Source organism: Colwellia sp. BRX10-4, from assembly GCF_014077465.1.
Lineage (GTDB): Bacteria > Pseudomonadota > Gammaproteobacteria > Enterobacterales > Alteromonadaceae > Colwellia_A.
Genome location: NZ_JACGVZ010000011.1, coordinates 92664 through 115605 on the forward strand (window position 1 = coordinate 92664; position 22942 = coordinate 115605).

Sequence of the window (22942 nt, forward strand, 5' to 3'; positions counted from 1 at the left end):
ACTATTATTTATTTTCTTTAAGTTTAGCTTTAGCCGCTTCAACTTTAGCAAAATCTAAACCTAGCTCTTCAACCGCTTCTTTAATGAGTTCTGGGCTAGACATGACCATCATCATAATCGATTGCAACTTCTCCGGTGGTAAACCCAATGACTGAATATTCATCATCGCCATCATTGGGTTTTCGGTGAGTACTTGAAAAAGTTCTTTAATTTTTTCTTCACTGACATTTAATTCTTTTAGTGCCTGAATAATAGGATTCATTACCTTTCCTTAAAACATAAAACTTAGCTAAAAAGCATTGTCGCTATTTCAACTGACATTTACCAATCTAATTTTCTCATTCATTGACGCTATTTTCAGTAAATGTCATTTACCTAGCGACTCGATGATTAAAAAAAACAAAAATTGATAACAATATTTACATGGCTCACTCTTGCAGTGAATAAACAGGAATTTTTCTTTGTTGATCAAGTTTAATTAAGTAAGCATTTCTGCCAATACCCATAAATTCTTCGTCCGTATAAACTACCGTATTATCATCAAAAAAAGTCACTGACTCTTTTTGGGTAATAGTCCCTAGATTAATTTCAAAAGCATCGCCTGAAAAAAAGTCATCACCTTGCCAATTTTCAAATAGCCACAACCTTTGTGAGTCTAATAATACCAGTTTCTTTTTATTGGGGCTTAACGCCGCAGAAGTTATCCAACAGAGTTTTTCATGATGCGTACAAGTCGTGAAAGAGCTGAGTTTTGTCGCCTGATGATTAGCCGCATAAGCCCCTATTCGGTACAAATTAGTTTCACCGTCAAATGGCACAGATCTGTTCTTTGTAAATAAGTACAATTTCTTTTTGTAAAAAACAAAAGCTTCTAGATCATATTTTTTCTGATGTTCTTTTGGCGGATAACTATTTTGCTCTGGATACATAAATTTAATTATCTCAGCGCTAGTACTATCACCCTTAATATCAATGGGGTTTTCTATTTTATAGATGGTTAGCCATTTTCGCTTATTGTCGTTATTACCAAAATCACCTAAAAAGAAATGGCCAAAATCGTCTTGGGTCATATCTTCCCAATCAATATTTTTAGCATTAGTGATCAACACCGTTTTACTTATTTTACCATCAGCTTCAACCCGGTATAAATTAGGCTTATCACCACCATCATTTATTGCCCAAAGTTTACCTTTCTTATCAAATTCAATACCAGAAACTTCGGTGAGCCTTTCATCCATTGAAACCAGTTTATTATGATAATGATGTTTGATTGATGAACCCAGCGCAATAAAAATGAACAATAATAAAAATAGAGTTAACCAACCTAGGTTTTTCTTGAGCATGTGGTTTTTAATTTTCCAAAAATACTCTTCAAAGAATTAAAATAAAGACTTATTTTAATTCGATAGAAAGTAGGTGAAGTATAAGGAGATCACTTTGAATGTTCAAAATCAGCTGCCAATCGAATTTTTCGACGCTATTATAAACTGTTTTAGCGCTTTTAGGAAAAGACAGTTTATCCCAACTGCAAGTCATTATTTTTCAATACTTAGTCACCTCTAAATCTGTTGTTCGCAGGTTAATCAACATATTCAGACAATAAAATATCTTTAGGAATACTCTCAGCTTTTATTCGCGTTGAATGTAGCATTTGCATTTTCCATTGCCCCGCCACTTTCACCATGACGGCACTTTCTAACCAAGCTACAGTACTTTCTTCCTTGCCATTATTGAAAGTTGCTTTATTCCAATAACTTACCCAGGCAATATCACTATAAACCCTTGTTTTAATAACACTAAAATAATTTCTTCGCTTATACTCTGAGGGTTTAACAACGTTAATCAGATCGGTTAAGCTCCAATCTTCGCCAGCTTCTAACAACTGAAAATCATCAGTGACCACGGCTTTCATTTTAAGATGGTCTGCTGCTGACATCGCAGAAAATAGTGCTTCTACCGGTCTAAAAACGGCTTCATTGGCCAATGAATTAACGCTTACGAATAAAGTAAAAATAAGAATAAGTAAATTTTTATTGTTCATGGTTTTCCCTCGTCATCAATTATTTTATAATTATACCTAGCTAAATTAATAGCCATTTTGTTAATAGACAATTAACCGTTACTTACCAAAATAACGTTTTATTATAATTACCTTGCACGTTCGATTACTAAATATTGTCGTTGAGATACGCAATAAAGGCGTGCTCTTCGAATGGGCGACTAAAAAAATATCCTTGAATATAATCGCATTGATGCTTAGTTAGTAATTGGCACTGAGCATAATCTTCACCCCCTTCGGCAACCACTTTTAAACCTAAACTTTTTGCCATCGACAAGATAGCGCAAGCCAAAGCTTCATTTTCAGCATTAAAGGTAATATCTTTGATAAAAGCGCAGTCTATTTTTAATATGCTAATAGGAAAACGCTTTAAGTAGCTAAGTGACGAATAGCCGGTACCAAAGTCATCAATCGACAGTTCTATGCCCATTGCTCTTATAGCTGATAACTGAATTAGGGTTTGATCATCTTCTTGAATTAATAAACTTTCTGTCATTTCAAGGATCAGTGAATCTGGAGCAAGTTGTGTTTTTGCTAAAATAGCTTCCAGTTTACTGATAAAATCCTGACGTTGAAACTGCACACTCGAGATATTAACTGATATCTTTGGCGCAAGGTCAAATTGGCTTTGCCAGCATTTAGCTTGTTTACAAGCTTCTTCTAAGACCCAACCTCCAATTTCAGTAATAAAACCAATATCTTCTGCTAATGCAATAAAATCGACAGGTGGAACCAAGCCTTTTATTGGGTGTAGCCATCTAACTAATGCCTCAGCAGAAACAACTTTATTACTACTAACTTGATGGATAGGTTGATAATGTAAAATCAACTCCTTGTTAACAATAACCTTGCGTAATTCAACTTCTAGGTGCCTTCGTTGTTGAGCTTTTATGTCCATTTCTTTAGTAAAAAATTGCACATTATTTTTGCCCTTTTCTTTGGCTTTATACATAGCGCTGTCGGCTTTACTCAATAGCTCTTCATAGGTACTGCCATCATCTGGAAATATTGATATACCTATGCTTGCGGTAACATAAGCTTCTATTTCTATTAAATGAAATGGCTTGGCTATTTTATCAAGTATCTGGCTGGCAATTTTTTCAAAACTAAAGACATCATTGTCACCCGACAAAATTATTGCAAATTTATCACCACTCAAACGACTGACCGTATCGGCTTTTCTTACCGACTCTTTGATACGCTCTGTGGTTAATTTTAACAACATATCTCCCTTGGCATGGCCAAAGGTGTCATTAACATTCTTAAAGCCATCTAAATCAATAAAAAATATCGCAACTCTATTATTGTCCCGTTGGGCAAGTTCCAAAGTATGCTCAAATCTGTCAACGAACAGATTTCTATTGGCGAGTCCGGTGAATGAATCGTAATTGGCTTGGCGATAAATTTTATCTTCGGCCTTTTTACGTTTAGTAATATCACTAAATAGTGAAACATAAGACTCTAATTGCCCAAACTCATCTCTCAAAGCAGTAACAGATAACCATTCATAAAACACCTCACCATTTTTACGTCGATTGCAGATTTCACCTTGCCACTGCCCCAAGCTTTCCAAATCTGCCGCCATGCGCTGATAAAATTCTGTATCATGATGACCAGAGCTTAACAATGTAGGATTTCTACCTAAGACTTCTTTTTCCTCATAGCCAGTAATTAATATAAACGTTTGATTAACCGCAACAATATTATTATCAACATTGGTAACCATTACAGCCTATGTTGCGGTTTTAAACACTGTTGAAGCGAGTCTTAACTGCTTTTCATCTTGCTTAACTTGGGTAATATCTTCTTCAATCCCTACATAACTGGTGATTCTATTTTTAGCATCTTTGAGGGGGTATACATTGGCTTTTTCCCAAAAATTATCACCATTTTTTCGCTGATGATAAAACTCCCCAACCCAGTGTTTACCTGATGTTATTGTTGCCCATAAATTTTCATATAGCGGAGATTGATGAAAACCAGATTTAAGAATATTTGTTTTTTGACCGATCACTTCTGTTGCTTGAAACCCAGAACTTTTAACAAATTCCTTATTAACATAAGTGATAATACCATTAAGGTCTGTGGTTTGAATTGAGACCGGGCTTTGCTCTACAATTTGAGCAATTAATGAACGCTGAGCTTCAGCTTCATTTTTTCGTTTTAACATAAAAAAGTAAAAAAAGACTCAAGGTCGATAATAACAAGAGACCTATCACTAATAGTTGTATTAAGTTTCTTTTAGTTTTATCGATTTCATTAACTTGCTTATCGACCAAGCTCTCTAAATTACTTTGATAATGCCAAAGCGCCTGCTGATATTCCCTTTCCGATGTCACATCTTGGATAATGGAAAACAGCACAGCTTTATTATTATAAGTTATCGGAATGGAATGTGACGAAACGGTTTTGATGTCACCATTACTGGTTTTATGTCTAAAAATAAAATAATTTCTCTCTTCTGATTTAGCTAAGGCTCTTTCTGAAGCGACTTGCTCTACACTCAACAGGTTAATATCTTGAATAGTTAGTGACTCAAGTTTTTTTCTGCGAATCCATAGAAGTCTTGAGCGGCTGAATTAGCCTGAAGAATATTACCAGTTTTAGGTTCAATGATTAACATAACTGCACTATGTCTTTCAAAAATAGTGCTAAAATCACTTTTTGAAAAAGTATCATTTGAAAATAATAACAGCATAACAAAAGCGCAAAGATACCGATATTTTTTGAACGAAACCTTGATCGCCTTTAGCAGGCAGAAGCGCTTAACATTGAACATATGATCCCATTATACTTAAGATGAATGTAAAATCTCATTAAAGTAAAAGCTGTATTAAGATAGTTCGTTAAATTAACTTAATTCCATTTAATGCTAAGATAGTAGCATAGGGCGAGATTAATAACAGAAAGTCAAAAAGCGTACAGAAGATCAAAGGTGACACTGTATAATTTAGCGATTATTGACCGACAAAAAAAGTGTATTAGCACCTATTCCATCGGGCTAAATCTTGCTAAAAACACCATAAAAATATCACAATGCCAATAAATGATTGATGTTTATATTTGCCAAGTAAGACATTAGCTCATGAGGCTGAATATACATTCAGCCGCTTAGTTTAATCAATCTACTCTGCTTCGCTATAACCCGCCCAAATATCAGCGTTTATGGTTTTCACCGACCCTTTCTTTTTACGCTTTTTCTTTCCTGTGCCTTCAGGCTTTGCCATGGGTTTCTCTGCGGCAGTAATTGAATCATTACTGACTTCATCGGCTTCAAAACCTTTGACTTGCTCACGTTCAAGACGAATTTTATTTTTCTTTTCAATGATACTAAAGTGATGAAAGTCTTCATGGTCAATTAATGATAAAGCCAGACCCACTTCACCAGCACGGCCACTTCGACCAATACGATGCATGTAGTCTGACGGACTTCTCGGTAAGTTGAAATTAATAACCACTGGCAGCTTTTCAATGTCGAGTCCGCGAGCGGCTATGTCTGTAGCGATGAGCACGTCAATCTCGCCAGCTTTAAAACCATCAAGCACCCTACTTCGTTCGCCTTGACCTTTATCACCATGAAACACTGCCGCGGTAATACCACGTTTAGCAAGTTTTTCAGCTAAATGCTCACAATGGTGTTTAGCATTAACAAAGATGAGTGCTTGTCGCCATTCATTCTCAGCAATTAAATGTGCTAACACTGCGGTTTTTTCACCTTTATTAACGCTAAATACACGCTGAACTAGCGTACTTGCATCAGCACTTTGTACTTGTATCTCAATCGGGTTGTTAAGTAATTCTTGGGTTAGCGCTTTTACTTGTTCCGGAAAGGTTGCTGAAAATAATAATATTTGTTTTTTCTTAGGTAATAAGGCTAACAGCGCGGATAATTCTTCGGTAAAACCTAAACTTAACATCCTATCGGCTTCATCAAGGACTAAGGTCTTAACTAAATCGAGCTTAATGGCATTACTTGAAATTAAATCGAGTAATCGACCTGGTGTTGCCACCAGAATATCGGTACCACCTCGTAATGCCAGCATTTGTGTATTGACTGACACACCACCAAAAACAGCGACCGTTTTTATCGCACCATTGAAATGCACGGCATAAGATTTAATGCTGTCTGCTACTTGTTTAGCAAGTTCACGCGTAGGCACTAAAATAAGCCCAGTAACATAATTACCCTTGTTACTCTTGCTATGTGAGGTTGTATCAGCGGATAGTTGTAGAAAAATGTGCTGCAAAAGTGGTAATGCAAAAGTGGCTGTTTTACCCGAACCGGTATTTGCCCCTGCAATTAAATCACGTCCTGCTAAAACACTTGGAATAGCTTGTGCCTGAATAGGCGTAGGCTGTATATATTCGAGCTCAGTTAATCGAGCTAATAAGGGGGGAATAAGACCAAGTTCTGTAAACTGGATTGGGGGTGAAATAGAGGTCATTAAGATAAAGGGCTCAAGGCTAAAATAAGTAAGTATATTTTAGCCTATTTTTGCCCCAGTAAGTGAATAAAATTGACTATCCCTAGCAGAAAGCGGTTAACTTGAATTAAATTCAAGTTAACCGCTCCCCCTGACAAGATAGATAAATTTTACTAATAGCTCTTTATTTAGCTATTTCTGCGTTAAGAAAATCTTCTTGGTGAGGCTGACCCGTTGAATTAGTTAAGTTAGCATTAGACTCACTGTTGTAAAGTAACCAATCTCTTGCTGCGTCAAAAGCGCTGCCATCAGGGTTTAGTGATATAGATTCCAAGTAAAGTGCTAAAACACCCGCAACATGTGGAGCGGCCATTGATGTGCCACTCATCGTTGTTGTACCACCACCACTTTTAGTCGATAAAATATTAGCACCCGGGGCTGCAATAGCTACTGGCGCAGATTGATGACTCGTCCAGTTAGCAGAGCCATTGCCCCAGTTTGAAAAGCCAGCCCAATCATCATTTATATCGGTTGCACTAACGGTTATCACCGCATCGTCATAAGCGGCTGGCGTTGAACCATAAGCATCTGCACTGTCATTTCCTGCCGCCACAGCAAAAATAACCCCTTGATTTTTCGCATTACATATAGCGCGATGAAAGTTGTCATTACCAATAAAACCGTCATTGGTGCAGGTACCTGTTTTAGAGCCATTACCGCCTAAGCTCATGTTAGCAACAACCGCTACGCCTAATGATTCAGCCTGCTGTGTTACCCAATCAATACCAGCAATAACCCCAGAATTAGAGCCACTGCCAGCAGCATTTAATACTTTAACCGCATGTAAGGTAACGGCTGGTGCCACACCAATAACATCAAGGTTATTATCTAGTGCGCCAATAGTACCAGCAACGTGGGTGCCATGGCCTTGATCATCATCCCAGTTATTTGAACAACCTAAACCAAGACACATTTCAACGCTATAACCATTAGCGACATTACTAGCTAAATCTGGGTGATCAGAGTCTATACCTGTATCAATAACATAAACATGAACTCCCTGACCGGTGTTTTCATCGGTATTTGCACCTATGCGACTAATTCCCCAAGGAGTTTCTTGCTGGCTAGTCTGGCAACCAAATAAGAAACTGCAGGCTGCCGCTTGATTTGAAGTACTTTTTGTTGCGTGAACTCTGCCATCTTTTGAAACACTCAAAACACGTTGATCTTGACTTAGTTGGGCAAGTATTTTTGACGGGACCGTTGCAGAAAAACCAGTAAAAACATGGCTGTAAGTATATTTACTTGCTATAGCGTAATCGTCGATAAAATCTGCAACACTGGCGATTTGATTCGCATCTAGGCTAACGATAATATTGCTAAGTACGTTGTCTTCTGCAGCAATAGCTGGCAGTGCAATACAAGATGAAATCATTAAGCTTATTAATTTCTTTTTCATTTTTGGCTCCACATAGTATTAAGTTTCTCAAGCTACTCTAGGATAGAGCACTTAATTATTGTTTTTGGTACACATCTAAAAGTAAACGTGTTGTTACTAATGTAGAGTCTTGATACTGGTATGACCATCAGGGAAAACCCCTATTTTAATAATATTAACCCCTCATGGGTGACATCGAGTTGTTAACAATCAAGTTAATATCAAACAAAAAACGAACAAATAAACACGATTGCTAAAACGCAGCTAATAGTTAGTGCTTAAGGTTTGGCTGAGGAGCGTAAGAAGGTAGGATTTAATTATGCGTTGAGTATGACTGCTGAGTGTATTAAGTTTCAAGTAAACAGAAACAGCTAGGTATGTTTAATAATGCATACTGACAAATGATATTTTATGCTGAGTAAGGATTAAATTGTGCAAAAGCGTGTGAATCACTATTTTTTAAGTAATAATACGTCATAAACTTCCATACTTTTCCTGCATCAATATAACATCAATTATCAACCCATTGAGGTTACTATTGGGTTAAAAAAAACTAGAGATACTATGAAAATACTGACCACTGTAATAACATCATTAACGCTAATATTAAGCTTATTAGTAAGTGTCAACGCTATCGCCGCAACCTTTACTTTTACCGCGATCCCTGATGAGGACGAGTCTCAATTAAGAACCCGTTTCGAAAAAGTAGCCTTATATCTAGAAAAGGAACTTGGTGTCAAGGTAAAATACGTTCCGGTAAAGTCTTACTCTGCCGCCGTAACAGCCTTTAAAAACAACCAGGTTCAACTCGCTTGGTTTGGCGGTTTATCTGGCGTACAAGCCCGAATTTTAGTGCCTGGTTCACAAGCGATTGCTCAAGGCTATGAAGATCAGTTTTTTAAGAGCTATTTTATCGCTCACCACAGTACGGGGTTAACGATGAACAACAATTTCCCTGATATAAATGATAAAACCTTCACCTTCGGTTCAAAAGGCTCAACATCAGGTCGATTAATGCCACAATATTTTATTGAGCAACATTTAGCTAAAAAGCCGCAACAAGCGTTTAAACGTGTTGGCTTTTCTGGTGACCATAGCCGCACTATTGCTCAAGTTCAAGCGGGCGCTTACCAAGTTGGCGCTGTTAATTATAAAGTATGGGAAAGTGCACTTAGTGCAGGAAAAATAGACACCAATAAAGTCAGTGTTATTTGGGAAACCCCTACCTACCCTGATTACCAATGGACGATACGCGGCAATGTTGATGCGGAATTTGGCAAAGGCTTTGCGAATAAAGTGCAGGCGGCACTTCTCAATATGAATAACCCAGAGCTACTTAATAGCTTTCCACGTTCTTCTTTTGTTAATGCTGAAAATAAAGATTTTGAGCCAGTATTAACGGTGGCTAAAAAGATAGGGCTTATCGATTAATGATAACCCTCGACAACCTAAACCTCTATCATCATAAAACAGCCAGCAATAATACAGGTAAGCGTAAAGGGGCTACTCAAGTCATCTTTGACCTAAGCCTGACGATAAATAAAGGTGAAAAAGTTGCGATTATTGGTCCCTCTGGTGCAGGAAAAACGTCCCTTCTGCACCATGTATATCAGTGTTTACAAACCAGCGCAGCGCTTTGTTCTCAGCGCCAAGGCTTAGTCGATAACTTAAGTGTCTTTCACAATATATTTATGGGTGCTTTAGCTCGCCACCACTGGTTATTTAATCTTATTAACTTAATGAGACCTTTTAAACAAGACTTACACGATATTGGTCTACTTTGTCAGCAGTTAGAACTAGATGAGCCCTTAGCCAAGTCAGTAGATAAACTTTCAGGTGGGCAAAGACAACGAGTCGCATTAGCAAGAGCTTTATATCAGCAGCAAGATATATTTCTTGGTGATGAACCTTTTTCAGCACTTGATCCATTAATGGCGTCAAGATTACTTGAAATAATATTAGCTCGCCACAAAACTGTCATTATGGTTGTACACGACCGTACCTTGGCAATGAACGCTTTCGATCGTGTTATCGCCTTAGATAAAGGTCGGTTGGTACTCGACAGCAAAAAACAGTCAATTAACCAACATCAGATCAGCAAACTTTATCAAACTGACGCAGTTGCGTAGGTTTATTTTATGGTGTTGCTAAAAAATACAGTTTACCCATTAGGATATTGGCAAAAAATCACCTTATCAATATGGTTTATCGCCTTAGTTATTATTCCTTTTGCTGATATAGAAATTATTACTTCCGACCCTTTACTTGAGTTATCGCTTATGGCTCAAGGTTTTATTCACGCTGACTTTTTCGCCACTGAATACCTGTTCCAAGCGATTATTCAAACCCTTAACTTTGCCATTATTGGTGTATCTTTAGGACTACTGCTCGGCGCTCCGCTCGCACTCATCTACCAACACCCTTTAGTATCTGGCTGCTGCGCTTTTTTACGCGCAATTCATGAGATCTTTTGGGCGCTGTTATTTTTACAAGTTTTTGGTCTTTCTCCCGTAACAGGAATTTTAGCGATCACTATTCCCTTTGCCGCCACTTTTGCTCGGGTATTTCACGATATAATTAATCAATCGTCAGACAATCCATTAGAGAGTATTGACAGCAGAGCAGATATTATTAGCCGCTATACCTATGGCAAAATAGCTCAAGTTTTACCGCAACTGATCACCTACACACGGTACCGTTTTGAATGTGCGCTGCGCAGTAGTGCTGTGCTAGGATTTATTGGTATGCCAACGCTGGGCTATTATTTAGAAACCGCTTTTAAACAAGGAAACTATAGCGAAGGCGCTGCATTAATGATGATATTTGTTGCGCTTATTGGCACGATTCGTTATTGGTGCCCTCCTAAATTATTAGGGGTTTATCTTATTATTGCTTGTATAACATTGGTAGAAATTCCTACGCTAGATAGCAGTTTACTGATACGTTTTATTAGCCAAGATATTATTCCGCCTGTGTTAGTAAACACCTTAAGTTTTGCCGACGTACAATGGTCATTACTTTATAATTGGTTTAGCGACATTATCACACAGCAGGCTTTCCCCGGGGCAATATCAACCCTAACTTTAGCCTTGTTAGCATTAGCAGCTAGCCACTTTGTGACCTTAAATGCCCATGCCATTGCAAGTAAGCATTTATGGCCGATCCCACTTGCGCACCTTGGTCAGTTCATTTTACTCATTGGCCGTTCAGTGCCTGAATACATATTAGCGTTTGTTTTTTTAATATTACTTGGCCCATCGATGTTACCTGCTATTCTTGCCCTAGCCATACATAATGGTAGTGTTATCGCCTACTTAACGGTTCAACAAAGTAACGCCATAGCGCCCCCCTTGATGCAGATAAGCACGATAAATAAGTTTAACTACCACATAATGCCAAGCATTTATCCCAACATGATGGCTTTATTGTTTTATCGATTCGAGATAATCGTCCGTGAAACTGCCGTGTTTGGTATTTTAGGTATTATGACATTAGGTTTTTATATCGACAGTAATTTCAGTGAAATACGTTACAGTAATGCATTAATTCTTATCATTTGTACCGCTTTACTTAATGTCGCTATCGATCATATTTCAAGGCGACTACTTAATTCCCACAAAAAATTGTTAACCACATAAGTTGAAGCCAACACTTATGGATTTTGCCACTTTTATTACAAGTAATCAGCGACTCAACAGTCCTTAAAAGCAAGGATACCTGTGTATATATTAAACCTTGGTGCTTAAGATGAGCTTTCATTAAAAATATTACCCTTTAATTACAAGTATTAAGACAAATTGAAGGTTTTAATTCTCAGTGATACTATTGAGATGATATAATAAATGATTAACGATTAGCAGTAAGTCCTGAAAGTGCTGTTGAATTAATGTATATTTATCATCCTCTTGATATTTTTATTCTATTGAGAAGTGATATCAAACTAATTTATCCATTCACAACCTATTTGAATTCTTAATAATTAAAAACTTATGGCTACAAACACTTTTACACCTGAATTACTTGAAAAACACTTTGCCAAAAATGAATGGAAAAAAGGAACGCGTATTTTTCAGGCGAAAGGCATTAAAACCTGCGCCCTTGATGGTGAAATAATTCGTGGTGTCGTTTACAGTGAACGCTCTCGCCAAAGCACTTATTTGACCCGTTTAGTGCTAAATATTAAGAATGATGGTATTGCCAGTTATTGCGATTGTTATATTGGTCGAGATTGTAAGCATGGTGCAGCGTTAGCACAGTGTTTTATTCACGAACATTTTGACCAAAACAGTATTGCGACTTCTGAAAAAGTCATTGATAAATGGCTTAGTCGCTTCCAAGCACAGCCCAGTAGATATCAGCCTAATAGCCAACAAAAATCGCTTTTGTACTTTTTAAAGCCCAACAGCTACAACGAAGATGACTATTTCACTTTAGGTATTAAATCAGCTCGCCCCAAAAATAGTGGTGGCTGGAGTAGTTCACTTGGCAGCGAGTTTTCTGCCAGTTCGTTAATAAATAGTGCCTATGCTAATAACGATGATGTTGCTGTGCTTACCGAACTGATCCGAACTAATCAATATGGCGATAACATCAAGTATTTTGATTTATTCGAACGTATTATCAAAACCAATCGCTGTTTTTGGCAAACAAGTTACGACTTAAATGAAGCGATCACTTTGGGTGACCCCATAGAAGCTCAGTGGCAGTGGTTAGCCCTTGATAACAAGCTACACACCTTGAAACTTGTTTTCATGGAACCCTCGACCAATATTCTTATCATCAAAGCACAGCCGCTTTGTTATTATGATGAAAAAAACAATTGCTTCGGGAAAATTAATACCAATACCCAATGTGATTTTGAGGCAGACTTACTCAATTCACCTATCTTCGAAGAAGACAAATTACCTTGGGTCATGAATAAGTTATCTATGTCGTTAGGTGATGCTGTGCAGCGTTTGCCTAAACCTAAAACAGAATACTCACAAGAGTTGACCAAACCAGAAGTACATTTGCACTTTTCAACACCTCGTGAAGCAGATCCACAATCAGGTTTTGTAAAAGTTAACTTTTCCTACCAAGGAAATTTAGTTAACCCACATAATGAGAGTGTTACGGTTACTCCCAAAAAATCAAGTGAAAATGATAACGAAAATGAAACTGATAAAAAAATAAAACTGTATCGAGATTTAACGTTTGAACAAGCGGTTATCGATAAGTTAACGACGTTAAAATTTACCGTCCAGCCCAAAGCTAAGCGTTATACTTTCACCAATGAAGACTATTTAAATAAAGATAAAACGCCTAAATTTTCGATGCTAATGCAAGGGCGCTACCTTTGGCATCACTTTTTGCATCAAGAAGTGCAACCACTTAAAAATTTAGGCTGGCATATAACTTTTACTGATGATTTTTATTATAAGGCGCTCGCTACTGACAGTGTTTTTGATGCTGAAGTTATTCAAACTGATGACCATGACTTTTTCTCATTAGGGTTAAACTTAACCATTGATGGTAAAAAAATGCCAGCATTTCCTATTTTGCTTGGCGCGATTGAACAACTCCCTAAATCGGCGTTACTTGACCGCGAAAAAGAAAAACTTATTGCGCCTGATTCACCTATTTACGTTGACTTAGAGAATGGTGACTTCGTTGCCTTGCGTTATCAAAGCGTACAACCGATATTGAAACAGTTTATTGAGCTGTTTATGCCCAATGCTTTAAATAAAAATGGCACTATGGAGCTTTCACGTTTTCAAGGACATCAAACATTATCAATGTTAGATGACCAAGGGATGATAGCCACGGGTACCAGTAAGCTAAGAAACTTAGCTGACAAACTCAGGGACTTCCAACAAGTGACCACGGTTCCTGTACCAGAAGGATTGAATGCGACCTTAAGAACATACCAGCATCAAGGGCTAAACTGGTTGCAGTTTTTACGCGAGTATCAATTAAATGGTATTTTGGCTGACGATATGGGTTTAGGTAAAACGATTCAAACCTTAGCGCACCTATTAATTGAAAAACAACAAGGCCGACTTACTAAGCCCGTTCTCATTGTGGCACCAACCAGTGTTATTTTTAACTGGGCCAATGAAATAGAAAAATTTACCCCACAACTTTCTTATCGGGTTTTACACGGCAGTAAACGCCAGCAGCATTTTGATTGTTTTGAAGGACATGAGAATCAAGTTGATATTATCATCACCAGCTATGCATTAATCACTAAAGATTTAGCGCTTTATAGCCAGCAAAAATTTTATTATCTGGTGCTCGATGAAGCTCATTATATAAAGAATACTAAAACAAAATTATACCAAGCCTTTTTGACCCTCAAAGCGCAACATAAATTATGCTTAACCGGTACGCCGATGGAGAATCATTTAGGTGAGTTTTGGGCACAATTTAATTTCTTATTACCGGGTTTTCTTGGTGGGCAAAGACAATTTACTAAACTCTTTAGAACACCGATAGAAAAGCATGGTGAGCAAGAGCGTAAGCAGTTATTAAACCAACGCATCAAGCCATTTATTTTACGTAGAACGAAAGATAAAATAGCCACTGAGTTGCCGCCAAAGACTGAAATCATTCAAAAATTGCGTATTGAAGGTCAGCAAGCTGAACTTTATGAATCAGTGCGTTTAGCGATGGACAGTCGTTTAAAAGATATCATTGCTGACAAAGGCTTAAAACGCAGTCAGATAGAAGTATTAGATGCATTATTAAAACTAAGACAGGTTTGTAATCACCCTAAATTATTATCGCTTGAAGGCGCTAAAAAAGTAAACCAATCAGCCAAGCTTGACTATTTAATGGAAACGCTACCTGAGCAAATTGCTGAAGGCCGCAAAATATTAATCTTTTCTCAGTTTACCAGTATGCTTGCTTTAATAGAAGATGAGTTGGTGGCAGAAGGTATTGATTTTGTTAAACTAACTGGGTCAACGACCAATAGACAAGCCGTGGTAGATAAATTCCAAGAAGGTGAAGTACCGGTATTTTTGATTAGCTTACGTGCTGGTGGTGTTGGCTTAAACTTAACTGCTGCCGATACCGTGATTCATTTTGACCCTTGGTGGAATCCTGCCGTAGAGAATCAAGCAACTGACAGAGCGTATCGAATTGGACAAGACAAGCCTGTTTTTGTTTATAAATATATTATAGAAAATTCAATAGAAGAGAAAATCCAAAAAATACAGCAAAATAAAGCAGAACTTGCTAAAGCTTTATTGTCTGAAGAAGTCAGTGATAATAAACTGAGTTTAACGGATGATATTTTAGGCTCGTTGCTAGCACCGCTGAGCTAATATAAAATTTCATTGCACAGAGTTGATGAGAATAAGTAGAGTCATCAACTCGCTTTTAATGACCTGTTATTGCTTTGAATACCTCTAAATTGGTATCACTGGCCTTGGTATCACTGGCCTTGATATCATTAGCACTGATAACGCCAAGTAGCTAAAGTTAGTCTATTTTATTATACGTAAACTAGTAGTGCCTGTTGATATTACTGACTTGGTTATATTAAACAGGGGTTACTCAGGTATTCAATAAATGGCTAAAAATTAAATATCATTAGACTGTCTGAGCGTAGCGTCTAATTCAATCACGCTTGAAACTTGGTTTCTTCCCGCTTTCTTTACGCTATACATGGCTTTATCAGCGGCTTCTAGTAAAGTTTTTCTATCACATTGACTATCGGGAATAGTCGAAGCTAAACCAATACTTATCGTGACACTAAATGCATTACCCTCATAATATAAAGGAGTCCTTTCAATTGAAAGTCTAATTTTTTCTGCCAGTTCCTTGGCATCTTTAGCGCTATAGCCTGAAAGTAATACCACAAATTCTTCACCACCAAAGCGTGCAACGAGATCTGTCGAGCGCTTAATATTTTCTTTAATCACTCTAGCCACATGTATTAAGCAAGCGTCACCACATAAATGCCCGTGGTTATCATTAAATACTTTGAAGTGATCGACATCTATTAGCATTAATGCTGTCGATATTTCATGTCGGCTACCCATTTGCCATTGGCGTTCAAATTCACTGTTAAAATATCCCCTATTATAAATATTAGTCAGTGAGTCAACTTTGTTGAGTTGTTCTAAGATTTTTTTCTGTCCATCCAGTTGAGTTTCAATTTCAAAAGAGCGGTTATATTCACGTGAAGAGCGAATGCCCATTAAACCTATGAAGATTACATAGACAAGGATCATAAACGCATAAGGTAATTTATACTCAATAATAAAACCGGCTATTATTGATGGAACTAGAAGTATCCCTAAGTTCAATAAGGCTAAAGATATTCTTGGTGTCAGTGCGACAATTGCACTGCTGGCAATACCACCGATAGCCAACATAGTGACATGTAAAATAGGGGTGAAACGTGGGTCGTATATCGCTAAGCCAAAAAATAAACTTAATACACTTGCATGTAACAATGATAAAACAGTAAAGCAATTACGCCACACGTTAGGAGAGTAATTATAAATAGAATCGCTAAAAAACCAGTGAGTGAGGCGTACTATACTAATTGCCAACATGCTTAACGCAAAAGCTAAGGTCAAAGCAGGCTCTTTGGTGTGGAAGTCAAATGACCAAAAAACAGCCGGTAACATCACCGTATAAAAAACGATACCTGTTATCGAACGACGTCTAAGATCCATATCAATTCGTTGTTGAATGTCTGGCAATTTTTTAATGCTTAGCCCCTATCGATAATCAGTTTGCTATTTAATCGTTTATTAATAAAAATTAAATAGTTATTTTTGTCAATAAAATTAATTGTATACGCAAAAATAATAATGGCGAAACTTTTTATCTTTTAACAAAATCACCCTTACTGGAAAAAATATAAATACCACAAGACATCGCCACACCGACAAAGAAAGTCACTTAATATAAGGTAAAACTCCAAGGACTGTCAATTAAGCTCATTCCCATTAGACCACCAACCACGGTGGAGATTATGGTGATAACAGCCAATAATCGCCTTACCTTATTCATTTCAAATAAAGATATATTAATGCACAGTTCAACTTACGCTGCCAGTGTTGTTAATAAGTCATTGGCACTATCAAATAAACCATCAACTAATACTGCAAAAATAGGAAGAGGCATAATTTAAAAACTTTTAATTGCAAGGGGCTCTACTGTAAGTTGGTGAACCACTGACGCTAAATGCTTAAGGTTACCCCCCTGACATTGGTAATTCCATTACGCTGTCGAAAGGTTTGGTCTAAGAAGCTTTTATTACCTAATTTTTTTGATGCTTATCTAAGTATAAAAGCGCCTGTTCTAATGTACCAATAACGTCGGTGTAATATACTACAAAACACGAATAAGCGCACTTTTCGCTTGGATTAAAGGCGGTACAGGTGTTCCTACCTCGGTTAAATCAAGTGTTATTTCATCTACTAGCGATGATTCTGTCCCAGACAAAGTAATAATATTATTATTTGCGCCCAATAAAAGAATAGGACTTCGTTGTATAGTAGGCACACTATCATTGAACTCATTTACCACCTTAGAATTCCCAGAGGAAAATGGCGGTGTATTCATCCATTATCTCTATTCTTGAATACAACGAATATTTAAAGAGCCTATCTAAGACAGACTTAGAGGTTTGAAAAATCTCCGCAACCTCGGTAAGTTGCTCAGAGTAAAGCCCTATAGCAAATAACCTGTCATGACTTAACGACTTTAATCGCTTTACAACGCTACCCCAAGTTAATTCAGCGTAGTCACAAATATTTTATCTACTAACGAATACGTGCTAAAGGACTGCATTGATGATAACAATACCGTCGAAACTTTATTGTTATCTAAGGACATAGCGAATTTCATTCGAACACCAAATAAAGCCATTCGGATGAATTTAAGCAGTCTTAAAGCAGGAATATTACGTAAATGTTCATTAGCCATAGGGATCAAGGATAGCAAGCCCGTACAGATGATAAATAAATCTAAGATACGCCACGGACCCAGTAAAAACACACGGCGACTTGATGCTAAAACAAAATTAACCCACTATTCAACAATAAAAAGAGCCAGGCTCCCCCATTTCAAAAAACGTTCGCTTGAGTAAAGAGCTCATTAGTCGCAACGACTGTTGGCGCGAGAGCAATAAAAAGTGAAATAAGTGCTAAAAACCCATGACACGTTCATTGAGCAACAAGCGAATTATTGATGTTATAAAGATACTCTCATCCACCTTGGAATTAATTAAGTGTTAATTGTATTATTAAGGCTAAAATGTGTAAACACATTTCAAAACAGAACAGCAAGTACATTTCAAGCTCCTTCCTTTCGCTGTGTTTTTCACAGTAAAGTTATCAGTAATAGTTTGAATTATAGGCATCTATTTTTCTCAAAATAACCTATAGTCATAGTTATAATAAAAAAATAATGTTTATTAATTAATTGGTTAACATACATTAACCGTTTCATTAATAAATATATAACAACATCATAATTGGTTAACTAAACGATAAAGAGTGCTTAAAAAATTTTCATCACAAAGTGACATAAACGCTAACAAAGCTTACGCTTTAAAAGAAAGTATCACGGGTGAAAAAACTGCCAGTATAAAGATTATAATAATGGATTGAATAATTATGTCACGATACGCAAATTTATATAAATCGCCTTTATATTTAATCACTGCAACCGTAGTGCTATTTTTAATTGGCTCAACAATAATAGGTTGGTATAGCCTTAATAAAGTTGAAAACACCCTAAGAACACAAGCAATAGAAATTTTAAAGGCCAGAGTGAATGTCAGTAATGACTTGCTAGAGAATGGCTGGATTAGGTCTCATTTTAACAAGGTAAAAGCTTGGTCAACCTCGCCTATTATTGTCAAACAAGTCAAACAATTAGTTGCCGCCCAAGCGAGTGGCGATTCTGCCGCTATGACAAAAGCCACTGACAAGTTAACTGCTTTTTTACAACCTTATCTTCTGGTAGAGGAAAATGAAGGGTTTTATGTTATTTCCCCTGACAATATTAACCTCACTGCCAAGGTTGCTGACTTAATTGGGCAACCTAACATAATCGCTAAACAATACCCCAAAAGGCTTGCTGAAGTTTTTAATGGTCAGCTCATTTTTATTCCTCCGCTTTTATCCGAAACCCCTTTAGTCAACATTCAGGGAAAAATACAGCAAAAATATCCAACAACTTTTATTATTGCGCCAATATTTAATAATGAACAACAAGTTATTGCAGCGCTTGCCATACGTTTAAATCCGTTTGGCGCTTTTTCTTCGACAGTACAGCAGCAAAGTTTCTGGAAATCAGAGCAAACATACTTCTTTGACACCAAAGCTCGTTTATTAACCGCCAGTCAATTTGAGCCAGAACTTAGGTCCGAGGGAATACTAACAAAAGAGCAATCTAGCGTCTTAGCAATATCATTAACACTTCCTTCAAAATCAACGACTAGTGAACAAACACAAGCTCCCATTTATACAAAATTAGCTCAGTCAGCATTAAAAAGCAACACAGGCTACAGCGAAGAAAGTTATTTAGATTATCGTGGCCAGCCCGTGTTAGGCGCTTGGTTGTGGAATAGTACTTTAGGTTTGGGTATCGGCGCAGAAGTCAGTGAAGTTGATGTATTGCAATCTCAACAGAAAATAGTCCATGGTTTTTTCTGGCAGCTATTGCAAACGGTGTTATTGAGTTTATTTATTTTAGTTATTGCTTTTTATTGGCAAAAACGCAGCGCAGCTGCCATCTTCGATTCAGAGCAGTACCTTTACTCTATGCTTAATAACGCACCTGATGCCATTATATCCTTTAATGCAAGAGGGGAAATAATACGCTTTAATAAAGTCGCTGGCTTACTGCTTTTGGTTGATAGAAAAGGCGCTGAATCAATCTTTTTCAATGACTTTTTTATGAAAAACGAACAAGAAAACTTGCAGAAATGGATCAATAATATCATTAATGATAGCAGTGTATGTGACAGTTTCAGAATTATGCGGGCTAAGGCTAGTGACAGTCGGGAATTTTCAGCTCGTGTTGCGATAAGCAGTCATAAAACCACTCAAGATAATATTTTTACTGCCATTATTTCTGATTTAAGCACAATACAACAATTAGAAGGAAGACTTCTGGTACTCGAAAGTGCTGTTGAACAAAGTCATTCAGCGATATTGATCACTAATTTGACGGGTGAAATTGTCTACGTCAATAAAGCATTTAGTAAAACTACCGGTTATTCAAAAACAGAAGTTTTAGGTAAAAATGCCAGCCTGCTAGATTCTGGACACAAAAACACCAATAAATATCAGCAACTCTGGCAAAAAATCATTGAAGGCAGGCATTGGAGTGGTCAACTATACAATAAGAAAAAAGACGGTAGCTGTTATTGGGGCACTACCGACATTACCCCCATTAGAGACCGTAATGGTAAAACAGATCATTTTCTTGCGATAAATCAAGATATAACGAGGCAAAAAGCCAATGAAGATAAGCTACTAAAACAGCAGCTTTTTTTAAAAGAGGCTGAACGTATTGCTCATTTGGGGTGTTGGGAAAAAGATCTTAAAAACGATATCATTTACTGGTCAGACGGCATGCACAGATTAATAGGTATTGAGAAAAATTCTACGCCTTTGACTTCAGAGCTTATTGTAAACCTTGTCCATCCAGAAGACCGTTATCAATTTAGAATACACCAACTGAAAGCCTTAAATAAGTTAGAAGTTTATAACTTTGAATGCCGAATAATATTAGCCGATAAGCAATTAAGGTATATCAATACATCAACTGAGGTTACCCGTGATGAAAGTGGCGAACCATTAAGCATGCTAGGTATTGTCAGAGATATAACCAACATTAAACAAAATGAAATAGAGCGTGAAATACTTGATGCTGAAAAAGAACAGTCTCGTCAATCGACGCTCAATGTGCTGCTTGATGTTAAATACCAACGTAACAGAACAGAAAAGACATTAGCTGACTTAAAGGAATCTCAGCAAGAATTAGAACAAGCACGTTTAACAGCAGAAGCGGCAAGCGACTCTAAGTCGCAGTTTTTAGCAACAATGAGCCATGAAATTAGAACACCGATGAATGGTGTTGTTGGTATGTTAGAGCTACTGCAGCAATCAGAACTAGATGATGATCAATACCATTTAGCCAATGTTGCCAAAGATTCAGCATGGGCGTTATTACAAATCATTAATGACGTGCTCGACTTTTCAAAAATAGAAGCGGGTAAAATGACTTTAGAGTCAATACCGTTCACCTGGACAAAGATTATTGAAGGGGCTGCAGAGTTACTAGCGTCACAATTACAAAGCAAAAAATTATTGTTGGTTTGTTCATCTAATCATCATATGACTGAGTCAATGTTAGGCGATCCCATTAGATTAAGACAAATTGTACTTAATTTATTAGGCAATGCGATTAAATTTAGTCATAACAATGACCAGCCGCAAAGCCTTATTGAGGTTAAGCTTGATTATTTAGATAATAACCAACACAAAAAATTATTTCGGTTGACTGTTAAAGATAATGGTATTGGTATTAGTGAGGATCAACAAGTACATTTATTCGATGCTTTCACACAGGCAGACAGTAGCACTCATCGTCAATTTGGCGGCACAGGACTCGGCTTATCTATTTGCTCAAAGTTAACCACTATGATGGGAGGACAAATAAGTTGTCAAAGCGTGATAGGTGATGGTACAGAATTTTATGTCGATTTACCTTTGATAGCAACTGAAAACAAACAGACATCGACCCTGAGTGTAAAACTCTATCATTTAAATATTTTACTCATTGCTTATGATGGAATTACCGATAATATCTTGCAGAAAGGTCTAACAGAGCTTGGCGCACATTGTCATTTAGCACCAAGTTCGCCAACAAAATTAAGCAAGCTTATTTCTGCTGAAAATTATGATCTTATTATTATTTCAGCAGAACAAGTTATTAGCCTTTGGCCAGAAGTTAAAATGCAGTTACCCAACAACAGTGATGAGGATATTAATATACTGATTCTTGAAAGGTGGCATGACTTCGACTTACCCTTTTACCCTGAACACGCGACAACCATTGCCAGTAATCCGTTTTTACCACAAAAAATATACTGGACCATTGCCCGTATTATGGATCAAAAAAATCCACTTATAAGTTGTCTAAAGCAAGATATTAAGACGTTATCTATACCCAGTGTTACTGAAGCACAAACCAGTAATAAACTAATTTTAATTGTTGAAGATAATGTCTTTAACCAACAGGTATTAGAGCGTCAGCTAAATCTATTTGGTTATGCTGTCATCATTGCCAACCATGGTGAAGAAGCCTTAACTAAAATGACACAATATTCATTTTCCCTGATCATGACTGATTGTCAGATGCCGATCATGGATGGTTTTGAGTTTGCCCAAAAGGTGCGAGAAAATGAACAAGGCGGCACAACACAGATACCTATAATAGCAATCACCGCTAACGCGATGCGAAATGAAGCCGAACATTGCATTGAACTTGGCATGAATGACTACGTGACTAAACCAATGAAGCTAGATAGCTTAAAGGCTTTACTCAGCAAATGGTTAGTGGAAGAAGAACTCGAAGATGAATTTAAAATAGAATCACCACCTGAATTGACCGATGAACAAGTTACTGAATTGATAGAAAAACCGGCAATAAGTATCTCAGCATTAGTTGAATGTTTTGGTGATGATAAAGAAGCACAACAAGAATTTTTACAATTTTATCAACAACATAGTAAACCATTACTCGCTGAATTAGCCGTGCACATTACTGATAAAGATTGGCAGAGTGTAACGGAACTGGCACATAAGCTTAAATCTTCAACCCGTGGCGCTGGAGCGATATTACTCGGTCATTATTGCGAGCAATTGGAACAACTAGCTAAAGAAGAAAATACACAAGAAGTTATAGCGTTAAGCCATAAACTTTATGCTGAGTTTATTCGAGTGTCTGACGAGATAGCAGCAAACTTTTAAGCCAAGCTTGGGCGTTTGTCAGTGATTATCT

General features: G+C 37.1%; 16 protein-coding genes. 5 read left to right on the forward strand and 11 right to left on the reverse strand.

Features of this window, described 5'->3' with window-relative positions:
- Positions 1–4 precede the first annotated feature (4 nt).
- The 8 genes from H4J67_RS10725 to H4J67_RS10760 all read right to left on the reverse strand — a co-directional run bounded on the left by H4J67_RS10725 (position 5) and on the right by H4J67_RS10760 (position 7942).
- Positions 5–262: a DUF2999 family protein gene (locus tag H4J67_RS10725; protein ID WP_182170121.1), complete on the reverse strand. Its 258-nt coding sequence runs from the start codon at positions 260–262 to the stop codon at positions 5–7.
- Between the two features lie 166 nt (positions 263–428).
- On the reverse strand, positions 429–1343 hold the full coding sequence (locus H4J67_RS10730; RefSeq protein WP_182170119.1) for a hypothetical protein: 915 nt from the start codon (positions 1341–1343) through the stop codon (positions 429–431).
- Positions 1344–1579: 236 nt separating this feature from the next.
- A complete protein-coding gene (locus tag H4J67_RS10735; protein ID WP_182170116.1) occupies positions 1580–2041 on the reverse strand; it encodes a nuclear transport factor 2 family protein in 462 nt (153 codons plus the stop codon).
- A 127-nt stretch (positions 2042–2168) separates the two neighbouring features.
- Positions 2169–3785, reverse strand: coding sequence for a bifunctional diguanylate cyclase/phosphodiesterase (locus H4J67_RS10740; RefSeq protein WP_182203696.1), 1617 nt, complete (start codon positions 3783–3785; stop codon positions 2169–2171).
- A gap of 6 nt (positions 3786–3791) precedes the next feature.
- Positions 3792–4229, reverse strand: coding sequence for a PAS domain S-box protein (locus H4J67_RS10745; RefSeq protein ID WP_182170110.1), 438 nt, complete (start codon positions 4227–4229; stop codon positions 3792–3794).
- The gene (locus H4J67_RS10750; RefSeq protein WP_182170107.1) at positions 4210–4566 is read right to left on the reverse strand and encodes a PAS domain S-box protein; all 357 of its coding nucleotides are present in this window, start codon (positions 4564–4566) and stop codon (positions 4210–4212) included. The genes H4J67_RS10745 and H4J67_RS10750 overlap by 20 nt, the downstream gene beginning before the upstream one ends.
- Positions 4567–5184: 618 nt before the next feature.
- Entirely contained in the window at positions 5185–6504 is a 1320-nt protein-coding gene (locus H4J67_RS10755) for a DEAD/DEAH box helicase (protein ID WP_182170104.1), read from the reverse strand.
- Positions 6505–6667: 163 nt separating this feature from the next.
- Positions 6668–7942, reverse strand: coding sequence for a S8 family serine peptidase (locus H4J67_RS10760; protein ID WP_182170101.1), 1275 nt, complete (start codon positions 7940–7942; stop codon positions 6668–6670).
- Between the two features lie 543 nt (positions 7943–8485).
- Between H4J67_RS10760 and H4J67_RS10765 the strand changes: the two genes are divergently transcribed.
- The 4 genes from H4J67_RS10765 to H4J67_RS10780 all read left to right on the forward strand — a co-directional run bounded on the left by H4J67_RS10765 (position 8486) and on the right by H4J67_RS10780 (position 15228).
- On the forward strand, positions 8486–9352 hold the full coding sequence (locus tag H4J67_RS10765; RefSeq protein ID WP_182170098.1) for a putative selenate ABC transporter substrate-binding protein: 867 nt from the start codon (positions 8486–8488) through the stop codon (positions 9350–9352).
- Positions 9352–10050 (forward strand): ATP-binding cassette domain-containing protein, encoded by a 699-nt coding sequence (locus tag H4J67_RS10770; protein WP_182203698.1) that lies wholly within the window; start codon positions 9352–9354, stop codon positions 10048–10050. The genes H4J67_RS10765 and H4J67_RS10770 overlap by 1 nt, the downstream gene beginning before the upstream one ends.
- 9 nt (positions 10051–10059) lie before the next feature.
- Positions 10060–11559: an ABC transporter permease gene (locus tag H4J67_RS10775; protein ID WP_182170092.1), complete on the forward strand. Its 1500-nt coding sequence runs from the start codon at positions 10060–10062 to the stop codon at positions 11557–11559.
- Positions 11560–11910: 351 nt separating this feature from the next.
- Positions 11911–15228 (forward strand): DEAD/DEAH box helicase, encoded by a 3318-nt coding sequence (locus tag H4J67_RS10780; protein WP_182170088.1) that lies wholly within the window; start codon positions 11911–11913, stop codon positions 15226–15228.
- A 258-nt stretch (positions 15229–15486) separates the two neighbouring features.
- Here H4J67_RS10780 and H4J67_RS10785 read toward each other — a convergent pair whose 3' ends face one another.
- The 3 genes from H4J67_RS10785 to H4J67_RS10795 all read right to left on the reverse strand — a co-directional run bounded on the left by H4J67_RS10785 (position 15487) and on the right by H4J67_RS10795 (position 17920).
- Complete coding sequence (locus H4J67_RS10785; protein WP_182170086.1) at positions 15487–16590, reverse strand: GGDEF domain-containing protein; 1104 nt, start codon at positions 16588–16590, stop codon at positions 15487–15489.
- 661 nt (positions 16591–17251) lie between these two features.
- Positions 17252–17485, reverse strand: coding sequence for a hypothetical protein (locus H4J67_RS10790; RefSeq protein WP_182170083.1), 234 nt, complete (start codon positions 17483–17485; stop codon positions 17252–17254).
- A 168-nt stretch (positions 17486–17653) separates the two neighbouring features.
- Complete coding sequence (locus H4J67_RS10795; protein WP_182170081.1) at positions 17654–17920, reverse strand: hypothetical protein; 267 nt, start codon at positions 17918–17920, stop codon at positions 17654–17656.
- Positions 17921–18540: 620 nt separating this feature from the next.
- On the opposite strand from H4J67_RS10795, the gene H4J67_RS10800 reads away from it, so the two are divergent.
- Positions 18541–22911, forward strand: a complete 4371-nt coding sequence (locus H4J67_RS10800; protein WP_182203699.1) for a PAS domain S-box protein — start codon at positions 18541–18543, stop codon at positions 22909–22911.
- Positions 22912–22942: the final 31 nt, after the last annotated feature.

What these genes read in the sequence shown, in the direction of transcription:
- H4J67_RS10725 (WP_182170121.1), bottom strand. Translation starts at nt 262, where the DNA reads ATGAATCCTATTATTCAGGCACTAAAAGAATTAAATGTCAGTGAAGAA.
- H4J67_RS10730 (WP_182170119.1), bottom strand. Translation starts at nt 1,343, where the DNA reads ATGCTCAAGAAAAACCTAGGTTGGTTAACTCTATTTTTATTATTGTTC.
- H4J67_RS10735 (WP_182170116.1), bottom strand. Translation starts at nt 2,041, where the DNA reads ATGAACAATAAAAATTTACTTATTCTTATTTTTACTTTATTCGTAAGC.
- H4J67_RS10740 (WP_182203696.1), bottom strand. Translation starts at nt 3,785, where the DNA reads ATGGTTACCAATGTTGATAATAATATTGTTGCGGTTAATCAAACGTTT.
- H4J67_RS10745 (WP_182170110.1), bottom strand. Translation starts at nt 4,229, where the DNA reads ATGTTAAAACGAAAAAATGAAGCTGAAGCTCAGCGTTCATTAATTGCT.
- H4J67_RS10755 (WP_182170104.1), bottom strand. Translation starts at nt 6,504, where the DNA reads ATGACCTCTATTTCACCCCCAATCCAGTTTACAGAACTTGGTCTTATT.
- H4J67_RS10760 (WP_182170101.1), bottom strand. Translation starts at nt 7,942, where the DNA reads ATGAAAAAGAAATTAATAAGCTTAATGATTTCATCTTGTATTGCACTG.
- H4J67_RS10765 (WP_182170098.1), top strand. Translation starts at nt 8,486, where the DNA reads ATGAAAATACTGACCACTGTAATAACATCATTAACGCTAATATTAAGC.
- H4J67_RS10770 (WP_182203698.1), top strand. Translation starts at nt 9,352, where the DNA reads ATGATAACCCTCGACAACCTAAACCTCTATCATCATAAAACAGCCAGC.
- H4J67_RS10775 (WP_182170092.1), top strand. Translation starts at nt 10,060, where the DNA reads ATGGTGTTGCTAAAAAATACAGTTTACCCATTAGGATATTGGCAAAAA.
- H4J67_RS10780 (WP_182170088.1), top strand. Translation starts at nt 11,911, where the DNA reads ATGGCTACAAACACTTTTACACCTGAATTACTTGAAAAACACTTTGCC.
- H4J67_RS10785 (WP_182170086.1), bottom strand. Translation starts at nt 16,590, where the DNA reads ATGGATCTTAGACGTCGTTCGATAACAGGTATCGTTTTTTATACGGTG.
- H4J67_RS10790 (WP_182170083.1), bottom strand. Translation starts at nt 17,485, where the DNA reads ATGAATACACCGCCATTTTCCTCTGGGAATTCTAAGGTGGTAAATGAG.
- H4J67_RS10800 (WP_182203699.1), top strand. Translation starts at nt 18,541, where the DNA reads ATGTCACGATACGCAAATTTATATAAATCGCCTTTATATTTAATCACT.